We start from the raw sequence: 24213 nt of genomic DNA on the forward strand, positions 1-24213 counted from the left end.
TTATGCGATGCGGTAGACTCAAAATTGCGCGTATGGAATATTCCAAAACAAGCGTGCAGCCCATAAGCGCTACCACAAAAGATACTAACAAAAGGATATAAATGGTATAGTTTTCCTTTAACAAGAACTTTGGTATGAGGTAAAAATAATTCAGATATGTTGTTAGTAGGTAAGTGACAAATGAGAGAAAACAAATTAAAAAGATAGTGTTTCCCAAAGAAGACATAATGTCTTGATACACTATAAATGTTTGATTAAAAGTAATAATAACTAAGGTTACAATAAAGGTTAGATGCCTCCATGGTCTATAATTGGAGGCAAATAAAAAATGATACGGTTTGCTTTGGCTCATATAGGTACTAAAATTACATTAAAAATCCATTCTATACAGTATATTAAAAAGTGATGTTGCTTGTTTTTTGGGTACTATGGCCCCTGTCTTTAGATTATATTGATGTCCATAATACTCTTTTGCGCCTGTAACATTCAGCCATTTGATTGCAATCTCGTGCGATCGTTTCAACCTGTTAAGTCTATAACTTATCGAATAATTAGCGATAAAAATGGGGGAGAATTGTTTAGCAAATGCATTTTTTTCCTCGTATTGGATTTCTTTATCAGGATGGTTAAGGGAAGACTTTTCCAATACCGGAGCATATCGTTCTCCTCCTTGCAAGGTCAATTTCAGGTTAACGCTTAGTAGATCCCGTTGCTGTTTGTCCATAAACCATTCTTTGCCTGTCAATCCATTAATAATAAAACGCCTGTTAAATTTGCCGTTATGCCAAATGGCGTCTCCACCCGCAAATTTGGCATCAAATAGAGTGGCGGTCAACATATAATAAACACCTTTTTGTAAGTAGCGCTCGATTGTAATATCCAATCCGACATGCTGTCCTTTGCCCCGGTTCACCAGCGCATCTTCCACGTAGAATAGGTTGCGGTTAAGGATGGAATATGAGCTATCCGCAATAACTGGCACATGGAAGAGATATTGATAAAACGGTTCTAGTTTGATACGCATGTTATCCGACAGTTTATATTGATAGGATAAAGACATATGGTGCGCTTTGGTGAAATCAACATCCTTATTTAGTGGTTGGCCATTTCCTCTATCTTTTACAAGGAATACGTCCATCTTCTCCATACGGCTATGTAGGCCATAAGCCATGGCAATCGAGCTTTTAGGTCCTGAAGACCACTTTATAGCAGCTCGTGGTTCAACCGTCCAATGGTTATTCAGGGTTAATAACTGTGCATTGAGCCCTAATGTTACATAGATTTTTTTGTTTAATTCAATTAATGAACTGCTGTAAGCTGAAAGCAATGTGGTAGTCCCTTTTCCTTCGGAAATTGCCTGCAATGGTTTTCCTACAAAAGGTGAACGATCCAGCTGGGTGTTGTAATACATGTTTGTTACCGTAAAGCCGGTTTTATTGCTATACTTCTCCGCATATTTTTTATCAAAGGAAGATGTTAAAATCACATTGGTATAGCGGTTTCTTAAATTTAAATAGGGCATTTCGGTACTATCGTTGAAGATATCTTCGGTTGCCTTATTAGTTGAATGGGTAGTGGCCAAAGTGGTACGAAGAACTCCTCCATTCTCAAAAAAATAGCGATGGGTAATGCCGGCTGCTGCAGACATCTGGTCTGTTTTTGAGGATTTACGATCATCCATATACTTCCAGCTTGATTCTGATTCTTTTTTTGTACGGAACCTATCGGCTAATGCGTTTCCCCAAATTGAAAATGTTCCTTTATGCTTACTCGGAAAGTTTAATTTAAAATTTAGATCCTGATAGTCCAATAACTGCCCATTAGTTTCTCCTGCGTTAAGTTTGCTCATTAAGCCTGTTGTAGAATAGCGGTAATTAATCAAATAAGAAGCATCATTATTTGTACTAAAAGGTCCCTCCGAAGCGAAATCCAAGCCCAATAACCCTGCTTGGAAGGTATGTTCATGTTTCCGATTATTTCCTGTCCGCAATTTTAGGTCAAATACCCCTGATACGGCATTGTTATATTCTGCAGGAAAGGCGCTATTATAGAAATCCGAGTTGGCTAAAACATTTGTGCTCAATGAAGTCAGTATGCCGCCGCCCAAAGTCGCTATATCTGCAAAGTGATTTGGATTCGGTATTTCTATCCCCTCAAGTTTCCACTGAAGCATACTTGGTGCATTTCCATGTACTGAGATGCCATTATTTCCAAGACTTGAAGATATCCCGGCAAAAGAACTAACCAGACGGGCGGGATCATCCATTCCGCCGGCATAGCGATTAATTTCTTCAATCCGAAGTAAACGTCCTCCAGTCAGCGCCATTTTATTTGAAGCTCTTTCCTTATTGGCTGCCACTACTACGTCTTTCAATACGTAATGCGTCGGATCCATCGCAATTTCTAATGCGATCTCTTTTTTAGAAGTTAACATAATCTCTTTAATCACTGTAAGCTCGTAGCCTAAGCAATAAGCCTGTACGGTATATCGTCCGACTGGAAGATTGGGCAAAACGAATTCACCCTTATCGGAGGTTACTGCAACCAAACCTGGTTTTTCCAACACTCGGATAGATACGGCAGCGAGCTGTTGGCCGGATAATCGATCTGTGACGACCCCGCCTATTTTTTGTGTTGGGGGAATCTGAGCATGAACAGCCGTAGAAATTAAGGTGAACAAGAATATAATGACGATTTTATCCTTTAATTTTTCCATAATTTTATAGAGTAAATCGAAGCTATGTCGAAGCCCCTTTTTTCGCGCTAATTTTTGGCTGAGTACGATTTCGAGTGCATCCAGGACTCTTTCGCATTCGGGGGCTGATACTTGGGATAGTTTTGAGATCTGTTCTATTGTTTCTTTTCTATTCATTCTTAAATCTGATTACGGTTCAAATTTATCGGTCTAAAAAAGTTCCTTTAGCGATATGAGACGAAATGACGCTAATGAGCGACAGAAATATGTATAGCTAGGATCATGCGATAGCATAGGCAGTTCCCGACCAATTGCAAATCGATAAATAGGGGCATGTTTACCTGATTGCGTACTGATGTAATATGTATTTCTTATTTTTGTATACCTAGTATTGCCTATGCATATCTAATCAATGATTAGATTGATCGAAAAAAATTGCTAGATTTGAATTAAATTTTATCTACTTAAACTGAAAAGCAAAAACGGCTCAAATTTATAAATGAACTCTGATCAACAGATTTGGCAAATGTTTCAAGTTGGACATGAACCTTCGTTCAAAATACTTTTTGAACGCTACAACCACCTGTTGTTCAATTATGGATTTAAATTTACGCAAGACGAAGAAATCATCGAAGATAGCATTCAAGAGCTATTTGTTAAACTATGGTGCAATAGGGAAACTTTAAGTGTAGATGTCGCGGTGAAAAATTATCTGTTTAAGGCATTCCGGCGCACACTGATCAAGAAAATAGAACAATCCATGCGAAGGGCGGATATTGCTCACTCATCCCTTGATTATTTGCCCTTTACCATCGAACTACCTCATGATCTCAGTATGATCCGTCAGGAACGTGCCCAAGAGGTAAGAGATAAGCTGGATCAAGCGCTGCAGCAGATGACCACACGTCAACGAGAAGTTATCCACCTGCGCTTTTTTGAAGAGTTGCCGTATGACGAAATTGCCGAAATTATGGGTCTTTCGACCAAAGATACTTATAAATTGTACTACAGGGCATTGGAAAGTTTGAGGAAACATTTTGGCACTTTTGGTTTATTGGTACTACTCCATATACTTAACGAGCTGCGTTATCACTAAATCTTTCACCTATCTGCAAGTTTTTCCGAAATAAATAATAGACATTATTTACAATCATAGTCAGCATTAGCGCTGTTTAATGATGATTTGACTGGGTAAGTCTGTTTTTTTTAAAAAAAATATAATTTATTGGGGTAAAATTCTGTCGAGTGGTGTAACCTATATAAAACAGTATGAACTCTCGATTATCAAAATATAAAGATTATAAGGCAACAGATTTTTTTGCGGATGAGGATTTTGTGCTGGCAGTGCTAATGCCGGAAGCTACCTTAACCGATTTTTGGTCTGAACTTAGTCTTCATTATCCACATCTTTCAGACGAAATGGCTCTCGCCAAAACATGGGCCTTATTGATCCAGAATCAGACCACTGCACAAAGTACCTTAAGTAGTGACGAGCGCTGGGCGAGGATTCAAGCACAAATTCCAATCTACGAAAGCAAAAAACAACGTAGTCGGATTGTACGCACTTTATTCCGGTGGACAGCATCTGCAGCAGCCATCTTGTTATTTATTGTGGTGGCATATGATGTTAGCCAATTTGGGACTAAAGAGACCAATACGGCCTTCGGTGAACAACGTCGACTTTCCCTTCCGGATTCTTCTATCATCAGACTAAATAGTAACTCTCACATTTCATACGTCCGCAGTTGGAAAACGGATAAACCGCGCGAAGTTTGGCTTGAAGGAGAAGGCATGTTTGAGGTAAAACATACTGCCATTAAAAACCGTCTGCGCGAAAGCGACTTCTTTGTTGTGCACGTGGGGGATCTTTCATTGACTGTGTTGGGGACAAAGTTTAATGTGAAAGACCGTCGTGGACGTATCGAAGTGGCTCTATTTGAGGGAAGCGTCCGTATTCAGGGACAAAACGGTGAAGATCGTATACTAAAACCAGGGGAGACTTTCGTCTATGATACATCGGCAAAAGCAAATCAGGTTGTTACTAACGATGCGAATAGGGTGCTATCCTGGACGCGCGGTGAACTCAGTATTGAACATAACAGCTTAGCAAATATTGTAGATGTATTGGAAGATAACTATGGCTATCAAGTTGTAGTAGAAGATCCAACATTGCTCAATAAGCGATTTACAGGTGTTATACCAGTCAAAAAAATAGATGACATCCTCTTTGTTATCAAACATACTATGAATGTAAACATCGAAATGAAAAACAAACAAATAATAATAAAACCTAATTAAAAAACGAAAATTAATCAATCGAAATTTATGAAAACTAAATTACTTGTGCCTATAGTCTGCCTGTTGAGTACCACGGGTAGTTTTGCGCAAAAAAGAGCTAGTCTCAGTCAGGCTCTTAGCGAAGTTACCCGAATCTATGGAACTAAATTTTCCTATGAAGAGGGCTTGATCCGGGATGCCTTTGTCAACAGTGAGCATATTCCGAAAAACAAAAGGCTTCCTGTGGAGACCGTGTTAAAAGAACTTCTTTATCCAAATAACTTCTTGTTTCTTTATGTACAGAACAATTACTTCACAATTATAAAAGATTCGCGGGGCAAACGAGACAATGATGGAGACGACCGCTTCTGGAAAGTCATTACGGGTAAGGTTAAAGACAACAACGGGACAGCACTTGCTGGTGTTACTGTGATACCGGATGGCTACGCCGTACGGTCGGGTGTAACCACCAGTAGCGACGGAAGCTATACCCTGCGCCTAAAGGATCCAGCAGAAGCAATCATTTTTTCTTATGTTGGTATGGAGCCTACCCGAAAGGTCATCGGCAGCGATACACAGATCAATGTCACCCTGGGCTCGGTTAACAATCAACTGGATGAGGTTGAAGTTGTGTCGACAGGATACCAAAAAATTGCAAAAGAACGTGCAACTGGGGCTTTTGGCCAAATTACCGCTAAACAGTTGAAGGAAGTGCCTTCCATTAATCTTTTGGATCGCATTGCAGGCATGATTCCTGGCGTACAGGTTGACCCGGTGAAGAATTCAATCACCGTCAGAGGAGTAAACACCTTCAATACAGATGGCGATTCTAAGCGTCCACTTATTGTCATAGATGGCTTTCCCGCAATCGATCAGGACTTGGTAAAAAATACCACGCAATTTGCCAACAATTCCATATTGAGTCGTTTAAATCCGGCAGATATTGAAAGTATTACCGTACTTAAAGATGCGGCAGCAGCTTCCATATGGGGGGCGCAGGCGGCAAATGGTGTTATCGTCATTGAAACAAAAAAAGGACGTGTAGGCGAACCCGTCATCTCTTATAATACCAGCCTCAGTATTTCAGCTCCAGCAGATCTTAATAGCTTGGATCGGATGACCACTGCGCAGTATATTGATTTTGAAAAGGAAATGTTCGATTATGGCTGGATAGCTGATCCGGAAGATTGGAATTCGTCATGGCAACCTTTTAATACCAATAAGCCTGCTAGTGAAGCGGTTCAATGGATGTATAAAAATAAAAAGGGATTGATTAGCGATGATGAGTTGGCTAAACAGCTCGATCGTTTAGGTCAAATTGACAATACCAGCCAAATTCGGAAATACCTGCTACAGAATGCAGTGACCCAACAGCACAACCTTTCCCTCTCAGGCGGAAATGGAAGGACAACGTATGCGTTCTCGGGCAGCTACGCAAAGGATGTTCCCGTATTCCGTTCCAATCAGGCCCAGTCCTTTTTTATGAATTCAACTTTATCGACAAACTTTTTAAATCAACGATTAAGTTTGACAACGGGATTGAATTATAATTATACGAATACTGTTGCTAACCAAGTTGCGGCAAACGCCATTGGCAATTCGACTGAGGGATTAAGGCCATATGAATTATTGGTTAATCCCGATGGAAGTAGAAATCGGCGATCATTGCGTTTTACAGAGTCTGTAGCAGCAAATCTAAAAGAGATTGGGTTGTATGACTGGACCTATAGTCCAATAGATGAACTGGACTACAACAAATATACCACTGCAGACAATCGAATAAGAATTAATGCTGATCTCAACGCCAAAGTGACTAGCTGGGCGAACATCAGCCTGTCAGGTATGCTTCAACGTACCATTGCAAACAGTCGAAATCTTGACGAATTAAAAAGTTATTCAATGCGTGACTTTTTAAATTATTATTCTACTGTTGATTTCCAAAATAATACGTTCACCAAAAATTTCGTACAGGGCGGGAGAATCGCATTGCGAGACCAAAATGCCACACAGTATAATATTCGCTTGCAAGGTAATGTCAATAAGACGTGGGGTGACTTCGTTAATTTAAATCTTCTCGCAGGAGCAGAGATTAGTTCTCAAACAGGCTTTAGCTCATCACAAACGGGATATGGCTTTAATGAAGATACCTATTCAATCGCTCCGTATAATCAACTTGGCAGCTTTATGGGTATCGAAGGCTGGCAGCAGTCGATTACAGGTTCGGATGGCATTAGCAGAGCTAACCTACGCAAGATGTCTTATTATTCCAATGGAGCATTATCATTTCTTAAGGATAGGTACATTTTGTCTGCAAGTGCACGTTTTGACGATCTTACGTTAGTTGGTATTTCAAGATCGAAGCGAGCTAAACCAATCTGGTCTGCTGGGGCCAAATGGAATATCAAATCCGAGCGTTTTATGCAAGAATTGGATTGGCTGAACGCGCTGAATCTCCGTATTACCTATGGTGTCGGCGGTACAGTTCCACAGGGCGGATCGAATGTTACCATCATCAGCGTCGAAGGGGCTGACTATGCAACAGGTGAAATACCGGCGTCAATATCGCAGCCACGAAATCCCGAGGTTGGATGGGAAAAGGTGTATACGCAAAATTACGGACTTGATATCAGTTTGATCAATAACAGATTAAACATCGCATTTGATCTTTATAAAAAACATACGCGTGATATCCTATATAATTTTCCTTATAATGCGACATATGGATGGACAGACCTCCAATTTAATGGTGGAACGATGCAATCTAATGGGATCGATCTGGGTATTCAGGGACTTATCATTCGCAAGAAAGACTTTCGATGGAGCTCCACCCTTAACTTTTCCTACAACACCAACAAAGTTACGGATTCACGTTTAATAGCAACAGATATTAGTAACTACATCAATGGTTCGATTTTAGAAGGGATGCCCTTGGATTATCTATATGCCTATAAGTGGGGGGGGCTCGATGAGACGGGACAGTCACAAATTGCCAAAGCCAACGGTGACATCGTAAAGAGTACGCAAGGGGGACGCAATGTATTTGTGCGTGAAGATCTCGTGTATATGGGACGTAAAACGGCGCCTTACTTTGGTGGTTTTATGAATACATTTTCATATAAAGGTATTAATCTTGGCTTTCGCATAACCTACGATCTTGGAAATGTCAAACGTCTGGAAACATTTGGTAATTATCCACAATACCAAGGAACTTTCTATGGTGTGCTTAACACAAACAAGATGCAGACAGCGCGTTGGCGAAATCCGGGTGATGAAGCAACAACAAATGTTCCGGGCTTAAAAAACATAAATACAAATAGCTTCAACAGGTTTAGAGATTCCGAGCTAATGGTTATTGATGCTAGCCATATACGTTTTCAACAGATATCGTTGGGATATAGCGTACCGTCAACTTCACTTAAGCGTACGCCGTTTAAATCTGTCGGTGTAAACGCTGCAGTACGAAATTTAGGCATTCTTTGGAAAGCAAATAAACTAGGTATTGATCCCCTTTATGTACGCACGAATAGCTATAATAATTTGCCGCCTACCAAGAATTTTTTCTTAACCATTGACGCCACCTTTTAAAAAATAAACAGCATGAAAACCAAATATATTTTTTTTGCATCGATTTTTGCGCTGACAGCCGTTATGCAGGGCTGCCGTAAATATGTGGAAGTTGAACAGTATAACCGTAGGGAATTAAAGTATACTACAGATTATGCTTATCTCTTAAATAATACAACGGTATTTTCGCCTACTTTTAGTACACCGATATTATCTAGTGACGATATCACTTTTGCTAATCTGGCATACCAACAACAACAAATTGAAAGTATCGCGTGGCCTTATATTTGGTCCTCGCAACTTGTGCCGGATAATACAGAAGATCTGAACTGGTCAAGACCTTATAAACAAATTTATACGGCCAATGAAGTCATTGCTGGCGTGATGCAAAGCGAGGATGGTTTAGAGAAGGAGAAGCGTGCACTCTTGGCAGAAGCGAAAATCCAAAGAGCTTATGCTTATTTTGTGTTGGCTAATCTTTATGGAGACATTTATGACCCAAAGACTGCCGGAAATGCATTGGGGGTACCCCTGCTTTTACAACCTGATTTATTTGCTTCGCTAAAGCGAGCATCGCTCGCCCAGGTGTATGCGCAGATACTTCAAGATTTAAACGAAGCATTAGTTGATATTCCGACAACGGCAAGCAATAATAGACATCCGAATAAAGCTGCTGTAGAAGCTTTGTTAGCCATTGTACATCTTCATATGCGTAATTTCGATTTAGCAGCGACGCATGCAGATGCAGCCCTTCAATACAATGCAACACTTTTAGATTTGCAACAGTTCGCGACATCGGCATCTGGATACCCTCTTCCGTTCAATCATCCTGAAACCTATTTTTTAAAACAGGTTGGACAAATGATTGATCAACAATTAAATCCCGAGCTTGTTTCTCTTTTTGATACCAAAGATCTTCGACGTACAGTTTATATGCAAGCTGGTACTGGTCAGATGCCAAGTGGCGCATTGCGCTCAAAAAAAATGAGCGTGATGGTCGGTGCTCCTAATGCTGGACCTTCTGTTCCAGAGATGTTACTTATTAAAGCCGAAGTTGAGGCGCGAAAAGGAAATACAGTGACCGCAATGGAATTTGTCAACAAGCTGCGCGCAAAGCGATTCAAGCAACAGGATTTTACACCTTTATCGGCAACCTCAGCAGACCAGGCGTTACAAATCATCGTGGATGAACGCCGACGGGAGTTTTTCGGAACAGGTTTACGCTGGCTGGATATGCGTCGGTTCAATCTTGATGCTAAATTGGCGAAAGAATTTAAAAGACAATTTATAAATCAAGAGTATACACTCAAAATTAATAGTGCTAGCTATGTATATCCAGTAGCAAATAAATATTTACAGCTCAATCCAGAAATAGGTCAAAGACCAATGTAAAATAATATAAGATGAAAAAAGAATTTATTTTTTTAGTGCTGTTGTTTGTTCAGGCTGTGTCATATGCACAGCCTCGATTTGACAGCAGTGTTTTTAAACCAGCCAAACCTAGAACATCTGAACCTGTTCAAGTGCTATACGATGCCAAGGATAAAGATCTTGAATTTAGCGATGCAATAAATGCGGCCTGTTTTCTCTTCGAAGATTTTTCATGGAGGCAAATTAGTCTTCCCATGCAAAAAAATGCAGCAGGGCTATGGACAGTAGTGCTACCTGTCAAACCGACAACGGCTTTTATTGCTGTAAAATTCTATCAGGGCGAATTTGATCATCCCGACGTAATAGATAACAATCAGGATCGAGGCTATGCGGTAGCTTTAAGTGATGCAAAAGGAAAAGCAGTACCGGGAGCCTTTCTTGGAGAGGCTGCCTTCCAACAGCCCACCATAGCAGCAGGTGGAATTTTCACTTATTATGGCAACCAGCCCGCAGCGATGCCTGCAGAATACCTCAAAAGCTTGGCTGATAAAGAGTTTGCCTTGTCCGGAAAGCAATACCTCCGCTATTTTCAGTCTTTTATGAACTTACAAAAATTGGCTTTAGGTGATGCTTTTCCTGCATATGCCCAAAAACTGATCACGCAGCAATTACAACGAAAAGATTTGAGCGATGAAGTGCTTGGTCAGCTTTATTCGTTTGCGAGTTCAATACTAAAAGATACTGAAGTGATACAAATGATCGAGAAGCGTGTAAATACTGATTACCCAAGTGGAGCGACAGCTCGTTTTATCGCTTATAGTAATACGATGAGTGGCAATCCGAGTAACGCTGAAATAATCACTTCCTATGAAAAGTTTTTACAACGTTTTTCTGTTCAGGAGTGGCGCCAGCATCCCAATGCTCAGGGATTTATTTATTATGCGATATACCGCGGACTAGGATCGGCATACTTCGAAACCAAACAGCTCGACAAGTTTGCTAAGTTATACGATGATCTAGATTTTAGAACAGGAAATGAGTTGATGCGCTGGAATATTATGCGTGCTTACATGTTTAAGACAGTAGGAAAAGATAGTCTTTATCAAGTTTCCGAAGCTGTTTTTCCCAAATTGATAGCTCGACGAAAGGACAATTCTTATCAGGTTGACTTTGAAAATCAGGCACAGGCAGATTCCAATGTGGTTAAAAACTTGAATGACCGTCTCTTTACCCATATCTCCTTGTTAAATGATCTCAAAAAATATACAGAAGCACGGAAATACTTTACGCTGCTCTCCGAAGATGCTAAATACAATAATGCCGAACTGAATGAAATTAATCTTCAGGTTTTAGAAGGGCTTGGCGATGATAAGCAAATCCTGCCTTTACTGGAAATGAGCGCGCGATACAATGCAATGACGCCGCGGATGTTTGACAAGCTTAAATCAATTTACTTAAAAGGACACCCCAATGATGAAAGTGGTTATCAAACTTATCTGGCGGGATTAAAATCTGATAAAGAAAAAGCCGCATTGCAAGCCTATGTTGATCATAACTGGGTCAATCACCCGATGCCTAATTTTCGTTTAGAAACCGCTGACGGGCTATTTATTACGCCAGAAGACTGGAAAGACAAAATTGTGGTAGTGGATTTCTGGGCGACTTGGTGTCGACCATGTATCATGGCATTCCCCGGAATGCAGCTTTTAGTCGATAAATATGCACAGGACAAACAGGTTGCGATATATATGCTGGGTACCATGCAGACCGGAAATTATAAAGATAAGTCAGTCAACTATGTTCGTAGTGAAGGTTTCCGTTTCAATCTCTTACACGATTCCGTCAATCCAGTAACTAAAGAACAAGATGTACTATTTAGACAATTGGTTCCATTGTTCGGCGACTCTTCCATTCCACGGAAGATCATTGTTAAAAACGGTCGTGTGCGCTATTGCTCAGGAGGTTATTCGGGAAGTCCGAGTAAATTGATGGATGAACTATCCCTTGCTATTGAAATCCTTAAAAACGAAAAATAGACTATTAAACCAAGATACACTATGAATAGTAAAGCAACAAGCTTACTCGTCGGAATGCTCGGTCTGGGACTGTCTCTGCAGGCTCAGATGAATCCAAAATATAAATTTGAGGAGGCACTGAAGCTTATTCAGCAGAATTATGTCGACCAGGTAAATGAAGAACATTTGGTAGATGCCGCGATCAAAGCAATGATTTCGGATTTAGATCCTCATTCACGTTATACGAGTCGTGAGGAAGCCGAGCAAATGCGTGTGGTCATGAGTGGAAGTTTTGCTGGAATTGGGATTCAGTTTCTAAAAAATAATGAACAGACCTTCGTAACAAAAGTTAATCCAGATGGTCCAGCCATGCGTGCAGGAATCCGTGTTGGTGACCAAATCCTCGGCATTGATGGCGATAGCATCGTTGGGGAAAAATGGGGGAACCGTGAGATTATGGAAAAATTGCGTGGGGAAAAAGATGTACCGGTTGTGTTGACAATCGTGTCGCCGGGAAGCACTGACAGCAAAAATATAAGCATAGTACGCGAAAATATACTGGAGAAATCCGTTCGTGAAAGCTATATGGTCGACAAGGAAATTGGCTATATTGCACTTTCAATTTTCAATCAGACCACGCGTCAGGAAATAGACGCTGCTTTAAAGAGCCTCAAAAGCCAGGGAATGAAAAAATTGATCCTGGACCTGCAGAGTAATGGTGGCGGCTATGTGCAATCCGCTATTGGTGTCGCAGATGAATTTTTACCCAAAGAGAAAATTGTTTTTTATTCCGTACCTAACCAAGGCGGAAAAGATTACTACTTCACTGGCGGTTATGGTCAATTTTACGAAGGGGAATTGGTCGTCCTAATTGACGAATCCACAGCTTCAGCCAGTGAAATCGTTACAGGAGCACTTCAGGACTGGGATCGCGCTGTGGTCATCGGTCGGCGCAGTTTTGGAAAAGGCCTCATGCAGAAACCCGTTCCATTGTCTGACGGTTCAGAAATGAATCTAACAGGAGCCCGCTACTATACTCCATCCGGACGGTCAATTCAGAAACCCTATACCAAAGGAAAGGAAGATTATTTCCAGGATTTTAATCGCCGTATGGCCTCTAAGGAATTATTGGAAGCAGGACATATTTCTTTTCCAGATTCTTTAAAGTACAGCACATTGACTAATAAAAGAACCGTGTATGGCGGCGGAGGCATCATGCCAGACCGATTTGTGCCCATCGACACAAATCTATATAGCACCTGGATGGCACAGTTCATGAACAATGGGATTGTTGCCAAAGGTGGATTTGAATTTGTACAGCAGAATCGTCGCGCGTTACTGAATGCTTATCCAGACTTTACCGCATTTAATTCTCGATTTAATGTGCCTAAAGAAGTGCATAGACAGCTGATTTCAGCAGCACGTAAGCAGTCTATTGCTATACCTCCAGAAGATCATCAAAGTGCCCACGCTGCCATCGACATAGAATTTAAAGCGCAGGTTGCCTCACTACTTTATACCGGTGGGGATTATATGGCGCGCATCAGAAATGAATCGAATAAAAGTTTCCAAGACGCCCTACTTGTCCTTCGTGACGAAAAGCTTTATAAACAATTATTACAAACGGGCATTGTTGGGCAAACCTTAAAAAAAGGTACTGAAAACGTGTCAAAATAAATTTTAAATAGTAGAATAAATACTGAATGAATATGAGAAATATAAAATGGACCCTCGCATTGGCCTGTATATTGCCAGCGATGGGATATGCGCAGCAAAATTATACGCTGCAAGGTACAGTGGGCAAGTTAGATAAACCTGCAAAAGCCTATCTTCGTCTGAGCTACGAAGGAAAAGAAAAGATTGATTCTGTTGAAATGAAAAATGGAAAATTTGAATTTAAAGGAACTATTCCGTCACCGATGGAAGCGCATTTACGTATCATTCACGATAATGCCCCTTTCGATCCAGCGAAACCACCAAAGCAAGATATATTGCCTTTTTTGATAGAAGGAACAACAATCAAATTCGCGGCGGCAGATTCTATACGACATGCAAAGATAACTGGATCTCCTTTGAATGCAGAAAATGATCGGGTAAATGCTATGCTAAAGCCGATTTATGACCAGTATCAGGTATTGGAAAATGAATATAAGTCCAAATCGCTTGCAGATCAGCAAGACCCCAAATACATTAAAACATTGGAAGATCGTGCTAATGTGATACAGCAACAGACAATCGATGCAAAGTTGGACTATGTTTCCAAAAATCCAAAAAGCTATATGGCCTTGATGGCATTTAACTCAACATTACCACCCGAGTTTGACGCTGTCAAAGCCGAAAAAATATTTAGCACATTAGATCCGAGCTTACAAAACTCTATTCTTGGGAAAGACCTTGCTAAGCGTATTGCTCTGGTCAAAAAAACGAGCGAAGGAGTAGAAGCACAAGATTTTACACAGCCCGATGTTGATGGTAAACCGGTCAAGTTATCGGACTACCGTGGAAAGTATGTCCTGATTGATTTTTGGGCATCTTGGTGTGCACCTTGCCGTCGTGAAAATCCAAATTTAGTAAAAGCCTATGCGAAATACCAGAAACAAGGCTTTGAAATTCTAGGAGTTTCCATGGATAAAGCCGCGGATAAAGCGAAGTGGTTAAAAGCTATTCAAGATGATGGACTGACTTGGAAACAGGTGGGGGATCTTAAGGGATGGGAAAATGAAGCTGGGGCCATGTATGATGTCAAGGCTATTCCCATGAATTTTCTGGTTGATCCAAATGGAAAAATTATTGCTAAATATTTGCGTGGTGAAGAGTTAGATAAAAAACTAGCTGAAATTTTTGCAAAATAGTTTTCATTTATGCTATAAAACAGCATCAGTGCCGACAAATTTTTATCCAGTTGCTAGGGCTGCAACCTCATTGTAGCCCTAGCAACTTCCTGTAAGTGATCACTTCCAAGATCGAATACGGCAATATATTGTCCGGTTTTAAAAAACAATATTCCATTTCAAGCTGTCTATCTATGTAAAATAGATAAAGAAAATGAATTTTGATCTGATTAAATGTGCAGACCTGAAGCAGGCCATACATATACCAAACACAACGACAGACCATAGTGAAGAAACTTGGTTTGTTACATTTGGAGAGGAAATCATAGGTGTCGGACTTTTTCCAATACAAAGCGAACATTGTTCCTTAGCAATTGTTGGAAATAGCTATGATGATAAGCAAATACTGGGTGATATTGACGCACACGATCCAGTAATTATTGAGGGCTTGAATATCGCATATGAAGGCTATTTAAGATCTATTGTTGGCGACATCGTTATAGGTGAAAAGCGAGTGGAAGATTAAACGAGCACGCCAATTTGCTGATGGTTACAATAGCTGCACGTACCTTTTAATTTTTTTTTCGCAATAAAAATTCTTTCATTTGTAAAGAAGAGAAAGTCGTGATGATAAGAAAAGATCTTTTGATCGAAATAGCTGAAGAGCTTGAAGATTACTGCACCAATGAATCAGCAAATGGCACACTTGATGATTTCCTAAAATACATGTATCTCAAAAATTCAATTGGGATGACTCAAACACGGAAAGTCGGGGGAGACCATGCAGTGGTAGAAGATAGGGACGTTCCAGCAGAAGATTTAGGAAAACTTCTTTTGATGATGAACCGTTATGCCAAACATTATATTAAATTGGCATTCGAAGGAACTCATCTACAGTCTCCAGAGGACTTTACCTTCTTAATGGTGCTATTTTCTTATGACAAACTTCTGCAAACAGAACTGATTCGAAAAAATGCAGTCGAAAAGGCCTCCGGTACTGAAGTGATTCGGAGATTAATGCGTCTTGGTTTAATTGAAGAGGCACCCAAAGTCTCTGATAAAAGAGCTAAACCAATATGTATTTCCAATGCTGGGCGTGCCGAATTATTTAAGGTGCTGCCTAAAATGAAAATTGTAGGTAATATATTAGTTGGAAATCTTTCCAATAAAGAACGTGATTTATTGATCATATTGCTTGCAAAGCTTGATCATCATCATCATACCCTGATTGAAAAGAAAGACGTGAACGACCTCGAACAATATTTAAAAAAAGATTAGGCTGAGCCTAATCTTTTTTTATTTGAAAAAGCATTCGTTCGCTTAATCTTCGTGCAATGTGTTATCTTTGTGCAATGTGTTGATTATTAAGTACCTATTGATTGTGCTCAACCGTCTTTTTATACCGATGTATTAGCTAAATTAATTATCTTCAATTATTTCACTGCTATTTTTTTCTATTTTAGTATTTTTTAATACTAAAATAGAGTTTAAATGAACTATATTTGGTGAAAGATTTTAAATAATTTTTTTATGGTTACTAAAAAAATGGTGGTAAAATTCAATGAAGCTTATACCATTTCTAAGTAGCATCAGTGGCTTTATATTTAGAGCATGACAATAAATAGGAAAATTAGGATTACAAGATATCGGGTTTAGCGTCATCTCTTGTTTTTAGTTTGTTTTTAAACTTAAAATAAGGTATTCTAAATTTATTTAAACAATAATAGTATATTTATAATCTATTTAGGTTGAACTGAGCATCCCGATAGCGGATGATGCCCTTCACTACAGGCTGTAAATCGAGTGGAGTAAGAAAAGGAGTATTGGACATTAATTATGAGGGAGTAAGAATTGATCAAACCTTATTGTAGGTAAATAAGTTAAGTAATGAAAGAAAAGAGATATTAAATAAATAGATATGAATATAAACAAATATTTTATCATCCTGTTTTGTATGTTGTTTGGATTTACAGCATATTGCCAGAATAATAAATATCAATTGTCGAGTCACATTTTGGATATTTCCAAAGGAAGTCCCGCACCAAATGTCAAAGTTGATTTGGAAAGACTAATGCCAAATAAGGAATGGATTACTATAGCCAGTGAAAAAACGGATAGTAACGGTCGTATTGGTAATTTTTTAGTAGTTGGAAAGAGTGATAATAAAGGGATATATAAACTTAAATTCTATACAGAAAATTATTTTGTCAGTCAAAACCTCGAAACCTTTTATCCTTTTATTGAAGTCATTTTTGAGATAAAAGACGATAAACACTACCATGTTCCAATCACGGTAAGTCCATTTGGATATTCCACATACAGAGGTAGCTAGGTGAAATGAAAGCGGCTTATTGATCTTGTATTACTCAATCGAGCGTCTAGTCAGATCATAAATTATTGGACCATGAAGAAACTATTTGATGAACTCGCTTATGAAGTAAGCAAAAGAACTACCGAAAAATATAGTACCAGCTTTTCACTCGGTATCTTGGCACTAAAACCCTGCATTCGTAATAGTATTTATGCAATCTACGGCTATGTGCGGCTTGCAGATGAAATTGTAGATAGTTTTCACGGTTATGATAAGAAGCGCCTTTTGGGACGCTTATATTTAGATACAAACTGTGCTTTAGAAGAGAAAATTTCCTTGAATCCCATATTACAATCCTTTCAGGAAACAGTACATAGGTATGCAGTAGATACTGAGCTGATTCGTCAATTTCTTCACAGTATGGAGATGGATCTGACTAAGATCGATTACAATGACGAACGTTATAGGGAATATATCTATGGCTCGGCAGAAGCTGTGGGACTCATGTGTTTGCAAGTTTTTACCGAGGGAGACAGAGCGCAGTATGAAGAACTGAAACCCTACGCCATGAAACTCGGATCTGCATTTCAGAAAATAAACTTTTTACGTGATCTCAAACAGGACTATCATATTCTTGGAAGGACGTATTTTCCTAACTTGGATATGACAGTTTTTAATAACGCAATCAAAAGTCAGATTGAGCATGAAATTCACAATGAATTTAAGGAAGCGCTTTTGGGAATAAAAAAACTGCCCGCATCTGCAAAGTTTGGGGTTTATTTAGCTTACAAATATTATCTATCACTTTTTGCCAAGATTCGTAGAAAATCTTCAAAAGAAATTTTAGAAAATCGGATTCGGATACCGAATCTTCAAAAGGCCTTGGTTGCGGTCAAGAGTTATGTACGGTACAAAATAGCGTATTTATAAATTGAAATATGAATTTAGAGGCGGATATTCCTTGTCTCTTAAATTACAAAACTATGGATAGAAATCATGTTGTCCTTGTAGATAAAAATGATCGACAAATCGGTCAGATGGATAAGCTTGCTGCTCATAAGGAAGGGCTATTGCATCGGGCTTTTTCAATATTTATTTTTAACAGTAGCGGAGAGCTACTGCTGCAGCAACGGGCGTTGGATAAATATCATGGTGGGGGGCTTTGGACAAACACATGTTGCTCGCATCCGCAGGTTGGGGAGGACGTTTTAGATAGTGCTCAAGAGCGGCTTTTTTTTGAAATGGGCATCACTTGCGAATTAAGTTTCTCTTTCGCCTTTATCTATCATGCTAAAGTCGAAAATAATTTGATTGAACATGAGTATGACCATGTATTCATAGGATGTATCGATACTGATCCAATACTCAATCCAGCAGAGGCCGCTGATTTTAAATGGTGTTCGGTTGAGCAAATTTTGACGGATATTTCTGCTCATCCGACACGTTATACCTATTGGTTCAAAGCCGCGCTTCCTCAGGTAATACAGAGGCTAAAACAAGCTAGTATATGAAGAAGATCTTAATCGCAGGAGGGACTGGTTTTGTAGGTGGTTATCTCGTTTCCCACCTCACACAGCTTGGTTATGAGGTACACGTCTTAACACGTAAGGCTCTAGCGGAATCTGAGCAGAGCGGAACAAAGTTTTTTGAGTGGGATTTAGAAAAGAGCTACATCGATATAAAGGCTTTTGAGGGAGTAGATACCATCATTAATTTGACTGGTGAAAATATAAGCGCCGGACGATGGACAACTAAACGCCGTTTGGACCTCATCGAAAGCCGGGTGTTGTCACTGAATTTACTTTACAAATACATCGAACACCATGCTATTGCGATTGATAAAATTGTTTCATCATCGGCAGTTGGCTATTATGGTGCACGTACAACCGATACCCTATTTTCGGAAGATGCTAATAGCGGCAGTGATTTTCTGGCCCACATCTGTAAATTATGGGAGAAGGCTGCTCGGCAGTTTGAAAGCTTGGGGGTCAAAACTGTTATATTGCGAAAAGGTATTGTCTTGGGTAAAGAGGGAGGTATGTATGCTAAGCTTGCGCCGTTGGCAAGACTTGGTATCAATGTGTCAGTAGGCAATGGGAAGCAATACCTCCCTTGGATCGACATTCGTGATTTGGGGCGTATGTACGAGTTTATACTCCATCAAGAGGATGTCCGAGGTGTTTATAATGCTGTTGCTCCTCAACATATTACTATGAATGATTTTTCTTACGTATTGCTGAGATCGTTTGCTAAAACAAGCTTTTTGCCTAATGTTCCCGGATTTATGTTAAAACTATTATATGGCGATATGGCTGTCATGCTGCTGCAAGGTTCGCGCGTCAGTGACGAGAAAATTAGGCGTATGGGTTTTAAATTTATTTATGACACCATAGAACGGTCGCTGCTGCGTGATGGTAAATGATCGATAATTATATAAGCTGACTTTAGAACTTTTTCGTTTTATTTGCTTCATATGTGGTTACTCGTCCATATTATTTATATATACATATGATGCTTTACAATAACTATGCAACCTCCGTACTGAAAGATCTGAAGACCGCCATAGATGATCAGATCGCTGATTTTGTTGAGCTGGTCAAATTTCCAAAGAACACCTTATTGTTATCACCCGGACAGCGGAATTTGTATTATTATGTGGTGGAGACAGGAATCTTAGTGAACTATTATATAAGAGATACGGAAGAAGTTGTTACAAGCTTCACCTTTCCTGGAGATATCGTAGCTGACTTTAGAACAGCCGTATTCAAAATCAAAAGTACCGACTATATTAAGGCTCTTAGCCCAGTGACGGTTTATCGTATTTCTGTAGCTGATTTTGATAAGTTGAAAAAAGACAATACAATTTTATTGGAGTTGGAGAGAAAGCTAATTATTTCCTACGCTCTTCTTTTAGATGAACGTTTGCGATTTATTCAGCATACAACGGCTTTGGAGCGATATCAATTTTTGATGGATCATTATCCACAATTAATTGCCACCGTGAGTATCCGATATATAGCATCTTATATCGGAGTTAAAGTGGAAACATTGAGCAGGATTCGAGGCAAAATTTAGACGCGAATTATAGGGTACCGCTGTCTACTGATTTTATTGACAATTGTCATGTTTATTGGTCGTTTAATTTCAGTTTTTTGTATTTATGAAAAATAGGAAAGCAAATAAGACAGATGCTGCGCGCGTGGTAGAGGTTATATGTAGTTCATTTGTAAACGATCCTTGCTTTAGGTGGATGATTGGAAAAAGAAACTTCGAAAAAAAGATTTATTTTCTGGCAAATTATATAGTTGAAGAAACATTCACTAACGGTGAGATATTTATTGATCCGACTAGAAATGCTGTAGCACTGTGGCAATCTCAAAACAAAACGCGTGTAACAGCTGCACAAATAGTTAGAAACTTAAAGTTCTTACTCTACATGGGACCTTCGACAGTTTTTCGATCACTTAAACTGCTAAAACTTAAGGATGCGCATATAGATAATCAAAAGCCATATCTATATTTGGCATGTATCGGTGTAATGCCTTCGGGGCAGGGGAAAGGATTGGCTAAAGGATTATTAGATCCTGTTTTGACTGAGGCCGAAAATTCTGGAAGAGATGTATATCTGGAAACTGCTAATCCATTGAATGTAAAAATTTATAGGAAAAAAGGTTTTGAGATTATTGACGAAGTGGCGTTATCCGATATCAGAATGACGTTTATGGTAAGGCGCAGTTCAACTATCCATAAGACCGAGAGTGTCTAAAAATTCGTAAAGGGCTGAAAAACTCATTGAAATCTCCATATAGCTCTGTATGGACAACCAGTAAAAATAGCAGCTATTGGAAAAATGAAAAAGTAAATTTTCCTAGCCTGCTTCTGAATAAAATGTTGTTCACTAAATGCTGTTGAGACGTTTAAATGGACTTTTATCAGCTTTTGTATAGGTGGGTAAGTCAAAACAATATTTATTTTAGCTTGTTTTTATGGGTAAAATATAATGTGCTTCTATGAATAAAGACAATAAAATTAACGACTTAACTCAACTCAACGAAGACCTGGAAAATTATTTTAGCAATACCATCATCCCACAATTATTTGTGGATGCGGACTTAATTTTAAGGAAGTTTACTCCGCCAGCGATGAAGCAGTTTGATCTTAAGCCAGAGTTTATAGGAATGTCCCTTGAAAACATAAGGGGAAATTTTCGGTTTCCGACTTTTATCAATAATATAAACACTGTTATGGCAACCGGTAAAATCCTGGAGAAAGAGATACAGACAACAGATTTAAGGTGGTATCAGATGAATATACTCCCTTATCATGTTCGTAAAGAGAACCGGACAAACGGTGTGATTATAACATTTGTCGATATTACTCCGAGGGTGAGAGATCTTAAGGAACAAGAACGGCTCGTTTTGGAACATGAGTTGCTGCTAGATACGATTGCCCATGATATCAAAAATCCATTATTGGTACTCAATCTTACATTTGGGTTGATGAAGGAAGTAAAGGATAGAAATTCCGAGAAATTCTTGCCTTTAATGCAAAATCATGAAAAAAGCTTGATAGAAATAAAAAAGATAATTCACGATCTTACCGAAAGTCGGTGGGAGAAGCAAAAGTATCAGGCATCATCTGAATTGGTAGATCTTCCTAATATTTTGGAGGACGTACGTTTGAGTTTAGCACAGCAGCTTATAGAGACCGATGCGATTATTCATCAGGATTTAGCGGTTTCGGAATTTTATTTTGTACGACGTAAGCTGCGCAGCGTGCTCTATAATTTGATCAATAATGCGGTGAAATATACCCCAGAGACACGCCCTCCGGAAATTCTCGTGAGATCATTCATAGCGGGTGACTATATCGTTGTATCTGTTAAGGATAATGGGATCGGTATGGGAGCTAAGGATAAGGAAACAATTTTTGAGAAATTTACGCGGGCTACCAAATTGGTTGATGGATCCGGAGTGGGCCTCTACCTGGTAAATACTATTGTCAAACAGGCGGGTGGCAAGATAGACTTAATCAGTGAACCTGGACAAGGGACTGAAATAAAGATCTTTTTAAAGCAAAGTTAGTTTAAATTGTTTACAATTGAGACTATCTGCCTATAGCACCTTCGACAATGCGATAATTCCTTCTTCTAATTCTTTTTCCGATAGAGATCCATAACCTAACCGGATGCCTTTTACCCGTTTATCGAAGCTATAGGTATTTGGTAGAATGATTTGAATTCCTACGCTGTCTAATTTTCCTGCGACATACGACCAATCGACGGCCTTATGGGGCACTATCCAAAATGCTAAACCACCTTCGGGGAAAGTAAATGTCGCTTTGTCGGCGAAATGTTTGTTTAACAGCCCCGCCATAAAATCCCTCTTGGATTTGTAATAATGGCTTGCCTTTTTGATATGACGTTTAATCGTACCATCTTTAATAAGTTGTAACACTGCCTGCTCCATAATACCGTCTCCCTGCACATCAATTATTTTTCGCAGGCTGCCCGCATTTTTAATTAAGTCACCGTTATTGCTTACCAGATAGCCAATACGCAATGCGGGCGCTACTACCTTGCTTAGCGTACCGATATATACATAGTTTTTTAGTTCTGTAAAACTTGACAAAGGCAACAGCGGACGGTATCCGAAATGAAACTCATTATCATAATCATCTTCAATAATAGTAAAACCATAGGTGTTGGAAAGCTGTATTAATTCCAATCTTCTCTTTAAACTCAGGGTTGCCGTCGTCGGGTATTGATGGTGCGGGGTTACGTAAATAGCCTTTATTTGTTTATAAGTTTTCAGATAGTGACTGACCTCTTCTATCATTAAGCCGTTGTGATCTACATTAACCGGCAGCAGCGTGGCCCCTGCATGTTCAAATGCTTCCCATGCGGGTTTGTAACCAGGATTTTCTATCATCACATAGTCGCCTTTGGTAAAAAGACATTGTGAAGTGAGGTACATCGCCATTTGACTTCCCCTTGTGATGCAGATATGATGTTCGTTTACCCGCATTCCCCTTTGATGATTGAGCATTTGAACAATTGTTTTACGAAATTCAAAATCTCCAAATTCATTGCCATAGCCCATCATCTGCCACTTGGCTTTTTGATTGAAAATTTGACGATAAGCGCGAGCCAGCTCACCAATAGGAGCAATTTTAGTATCCGGATGCCCATCATCAAACCGCAGATGATAATGCTGGTTTGCAGTACGCTGTATAGTCGCGGTTAATTCATCACTACTGTGTACATCTTTAAAATTAGGCAATGTATCAGCAACAAATGTCCCTTGTCGTTCCTTAGAAACCAGCCAGCCTTCAATCAGCAGGACACTTAGCGCTTCTACAACCGTATTTCTATTGACTTTTAATAGTTGTGCCAAGTTTCTACTTCCGGGTAAAGCATCCCCAGGATTTAGTCGTCCCGAATGGATATCTTTTATTAAAGCATCGGCAATTTGTAGGTAAACGGCCTTATCCAATTTCTCATCTAATTGTATTTCAAACTTCCAATCGCGTAACATCTGGACTATCAATTTTTGTAAAAACTGCATCATTAATACAGTCCAAAGATACAATACTTTTGTCATGCAATAGTGCAAAAAACAAATCATATTTCAGTAATGGCAAAATTAGAAACAGCTACAGAAGTAAAGAAATCTATTCATGACGAGCAAAAACAATTCAGTTCAAAAGATTTTCATCAAACATTTGCCCGGCCAACCTATGTAAAGCCTTCGCATGTTATCCACAAAAATGTAGAGAACGCTGGGGTACATCATCAATTTTCGGAGGAGAGAAAACATCCGGTATTCTTTGTGGATCTGCCAAGTAAAAATGTAAGTATGACTATCGGTGGATTATTGCCTGGACAGAAAACGCATCTACATCGCCATACCTATGAGACCGTTTTGTATGTGCTCGAAGGTAAGGGGTGGACAAAAGTTGAAGATGAAATTGTGGAATGGGAAGCAGGTGATGCTGTTTACATTCCATCGTGGGCGTGGCATCAGCACCAAAATCTGAACGATAGCCAACCAGCAAAGTATATTGCCTGCGAAAATGCCCCACAACTTCAAAACCTTGGAGTAGCACTCCGTGAAGAAGAAGGAAGAGATTTTTAACTTTAAAATGAAA

Annotated in this window: 19 protein-coding genes; 17 read left to right on the forward strand and 2 right to left on the reverse strand. The window is 39.3% G+C overall.

All coding sequences use genetic code 11. The annotated features are described in order from the left end of the window. Positions 1 to 370: 370 nt before the first annotated feature. Positions 371 to 2872, reverse strand: coding sequence for a TonB-dependent receptor (locus B2W36_RS21590; protein WP_293889518.1), 2502 nt, complete (start codon positions 2870 to 2872; stop codon positions 371 to 373). A gap of 322 nt (positions 2873 to 3194) precedes the next feature. Between B2W36_RS21590 and B2W36_RS21595 the strand changes: the two genes are divergently transcribed. From B2W36_RS21595 to B2W36_RS21670, 16 genes are all read left to right on the forward strand, one after another. Beyond that, positions 3195 to 3791 (forward strand): RNA polymerase sigma factor, encoded by a 597-nt coding sequence (locus tag B2W36_RS21595; RefSeq protein WP_293884830.1) that lies wholly within the window; start codon positions 3195 to 3197, stop codon positions 3789 to 3791. 173 nt (positions 3792 to 3964) lie between these two features. Beyond that, the gene (locus B2W36_RS21600; RefSeq protein WP_293889519.1) at positions 3965 to 4993 is read left to right on the forward strand and encodes a FecR family protein; all 1029 of its coding nucleotides are present in this window, start codon (positions 3965 to 3967) and stop codon (positions 4991 to 4993) included. 27 nt (positions 4994 to 5020) lie between these two features. After that, positions 5021 to 8557, forward strand: coding sequence for a SusC/RagA family TonB-linked outer membrane protein (locus B2W36_RS21605; protein ID WP_293889520.1), 3537 nt, complete (start codon positions 5021 to 5023; stop codon positions 8555 to 8557). Between the two features lie 12 nt (positions 8558 to 8569). Then, positions 8570 to 9928, forward strand: a complete 1359-nt coding sequence (locus tag B2W36_RS21610) for a RagB/SusD family nutrient uptake outer membrane protein (RefSeq protein ID WP_293889521.1) — start codon at positions 8570 to 8572, stop codon at positions 9926 to 9928. 11 nt (positions 9929 to 9939) lie between these two features. Beyond that, a complete protein-coding gene (locus tag B2W36_RS21615) occupies positions 9940 to 11943 on the forward strand; it encodes a TlpA family protein disulfide reductase (protein WP_293889522.1) in 2004 nt (667 codons plus the stop codon). Positions 11944 to 11964: 21 nt separating this feature from the next. Then, on the forward strand, positions 11965 to 13599 hold the full coding sequence (locus B2W36_RS21620) for a S41 family peptidase (RefSeq protein ID WP_293884835.1): 1635 nt from the start codon (positions 11965 to 11967) through the stop codon (positions 13597 to 13599). A gap of 32 nt (positions 13600 to 13631) precedes the next feature. Continuing rightward, a complete protein-coding gene (locus B2W36_RS21625; protein WP_293884836.1) occupies positions 13632 to 14774 on the forward strand; it encodes a TlpA disulfide reductase family protein in 1143 nt (380 codons plus the stop codon). Positions 14775 to 14967: 193 nt separating this feature from the next. Beyond that, positions 14968 to 15279, forward strand: coding sequence for a hypothetical protein (locus B2W36_RS21630; RefSeq protein WP_293884837.1), 312 nt, complete (start codon positions 14968 to 14970; stop codon positions 15277 to 15279). Between the two features lie 101 nt (positions 15280 to 15380). Further along, positions 15381 to 16031, forward strand: a complete 651-nt coding sequence (locus B2W36_RS21635) for a MarR family winged helix-turn-helix transcriptional regulator (RefSeq protein ID WP_293889571.1) — start codon at positions 15381 to 15383, stop codon at positions 16029 to 16031. A 640-nt stretch (positions 16032 to 16671) separates the two neighbouring features. Further along, positions 16672 to 17085: a hydroxyisourate hydrolase gene (uraH, locus tag B2W36_RS21640; protein WP_293889523.1), complete on the forward strand. Its 414-nt coding sequence runs from the start codon at positions 16672 to 16674 to the stop codon at positions 17083 to 17085. A gap of 72 nt (positions 17086 to 17157) precedes the next feature. Continuing rightward, complete coding sequence (locus B2W36_RS21645) at positions 17158 to 17994, forward strand: phytoene/squalene synthase family protein (RefSeq protein WP_293884840.1); 837 nt, start codon at positions 17158 to 17160, stop codon at positions 17992 to 17994. Between the two features lie 53 nt (positions 17995 to 18047). Continuing rightward, complete coding sequence (gene idi / locus B2W36_RS21650) at positions 18048 to 18575, forward strand: isopentenyl-diphosphate Delta-isomerase (RefSeq protein ID WP_293889524.1); 528 nt, start codon at positions 18048 to 18050, stop codon at positions 18573 to 18575. Continuing rightward, a complete protein-coding gene (locus B2W36_RS21655) occupies positions 18572 to 19486 on the forward strand; it encodes a TIGR01777 family oxidoreductase (protein ID WP_293889525.1) in 915 nt (304 codons plus the stop codon). The genes idi and B2W36_RS21655 overlap by 4 nt, the downstream gene beginning before the upstream one ends. An 86-nt stretch (positions 19487 to 19572) precedes the next feature. Then, entirely contained in the window at positions 19573 to 20139 is a 567-nt protein-coding gene (locus B2W36_RS21660) for a Crp/Fnr family transcriptional regulator (RefSeq protein ID WP_293889526.1), read from the forward strand. An 85-nt stretch (positions 20140 to 20224) separates the two neighbouring features. Further along, positions 20225 to 20830 (forward strand): GNAT family N-acetyltransferase, encoded by a 606-nt coding sequence (locus B2W36_RS21665; RefSeq protein ID WP_293889527.1) that lies wholly within the window; start codon positions 20225 to 20227, stop codon positions 20828 to 20830. A 244-nt stretch (positions 20831 to 21074) separates the two neighbouring features. After that, entirely contained in the window at positions 21075 to 22148 is a 1074-nt protein-coding gene (locus tag B2W36_RS21670) for an ATP-binding protein (RefSeq protein ID WP_293889528.1), read from the forward strand. A gap of 30 nt (positions 22149 to 22178) precedes the next feature. Here the strand turns inward: B2W36_RS21670 and B2W36_RS21675 are convergent, their stop codons facing one another. After that, entirely contained in the window at positions 22179 to 23666 is a 1488-nt protein-coding gene (locus B2W36_RS21675; RefSeq protein WP_293889529.1) for a PLP-dependent aminotransferase family protein, read from the reverse strand. Between the two features lie 33 nt (positions 23667 to 23699). Here B2W36_RS21675 and B2W36_RS21680 point away from each other — a divergent pair, with 33 nt between their 5' ends. Then, the gene (locus tag B2W36_RS21680; protein WP_293884847.1) at positions 23700 to 24200 is read left to right on the forward strand and encodes a cupin domain-containing protein; all 501 of its coding nucleotides are present in this window, start codon (positions 23700 to 23702) and stop codon (positions 24198 to 24200) included. Positions 24201 to 24213 lie beyond the last annotated feature (13 nt).

Origin of the sequence: Sphingobacterium sp. UBA3549 (assembly GCF_002376635.1) — a bacterium.
Lineage (GTDB): Bacteria > Bacteroidota > Bacteroidia > Sphingobacteriales > Sphingobacteriaceae > Sphingobacterium.

Coding starts and splice junctions, on each gene's coding strand:
- B2W36_RS21605 (WP_293889520.1), top strand. CDS start 5,021: ATGAAAACTAAATTACTTGTGCCTATAGTCTGCCTGTTGAGTACCACG.
- idi (WP_293889524.1), top strand. CDS start 18,048: ATGGATAGAAATCATGTTGTCCTTGTAGATAAAAATGATCGACAAATC.
- B2W36_RS21675 (WP_293889529.1), bottom strand. CDS start 23,666: ATGACAAAAGTATTGTATCTTTGGACTGTATTAATGATGCAGTTTTTA.
- B2W36_RS21665 (WP_293889527.1), top strand. CDS start 20,225: ATGAAAAATAGGAAAGCAAATAAGACAGATGCTGCGCGCGTGGTAGAG.
- B2W36_RS21600 (WP_293889519.1), top strand. CDS start 3,965: ATGAACTCTCGATTATCAAAATATAAAGATTATAAGGCAACAGATTTT.
- B2W36_RS21615 (WP_293889522.1), top strand. CDS start 9,940: ATGAAAAAAGAATTTATTTTTTTAGTGCTGTTGTTTGTTCAGGCTGTG.
- uraH (WP_293889523.1), top strand. CDS start 16,672: ATGAATATAAACAAATATTTTATCATCCTGTTTTGTATGTTGTTTGGA.
- B2W36_RS21660 (WP_293889526.1), top strand. CDS start 19,573: ATGATGCTTTACAATAACTATGCAACCTCCGTACTGAAAGATCTGAAG.
- B2W36_RS21645 (WP_293884840.1), top strand. CDS start 17,158: ATGAAGAAACTATTTGATGAACTCGCTTATGAAGTAAGCAAAAGAACT.
- B2W36_RS21595 (WP_293884830.1), top strand. CDS start 3,195: ATGAACTCTGATCAACAGATTTGGCAAATGTTTCAAGTTGGACATGAA.
- B2W36_RS21620 (WP_293884835.1), top strand. CDS start 11,965: ATGAATAGTAAAGCAACAAGCTTACTCGTCGGAATGCTCGGTCTGGGA.
- B2W36_RS21635 (WP_293889571.1), top strand. CDS start 15,381: ATGATAAGAAAAGATCTTTTGATCGAAATAGCTGAAGAGCTTGAAGAT.
- B2W36_RS21655 (WP_293889525.1), top strand. CDS start 18,572: ATGAAGAAGATCTTAATCGCAGGAGGGACTGGTTTTGTAGGTGGTTAT.
- B2W36_RS21630 (WP_293884837.1), top strand. CDS start 14,968: ATGAATTTTGATCTGATTAAATGTGCAGACCTGAAGCAGGCCATACAT.
- B2W36_RS21680 (WP_293884847.1), top strand. CDS start 23,700: ATGGCAAAATTAGAAACAGCTACAGAAGTAAAGAAATCTATTCATGAC.
- B2W36_RS21625 (WP_293884836.1), top strand. CDS start 13,632: ATGAGAAATATAAAATGGACCCTCGCATTGGCCTGTATATTGCCAGCG.
- B2W36_RS21610 (WP_293889521.1), top strand. CDS start 8,570: ATGAAAACCAAATATATTTTTTTTGCATCGATTTTTGCGCTGACAGCC.
- B2W36_RS21590 (WP_293889518.1), bottom strand. CDS start 2,872: ATGAATAGAAAAGAAACAATAGAACAGATCTCAAAACTATCCCAAGTA.
- B2W36_RS21670 (WP_293889528.1), top strand. CDS start 21,075: ATGAATAAAGACAATAAAATTAACGACTTAACTCAACTCAACGAAGAC.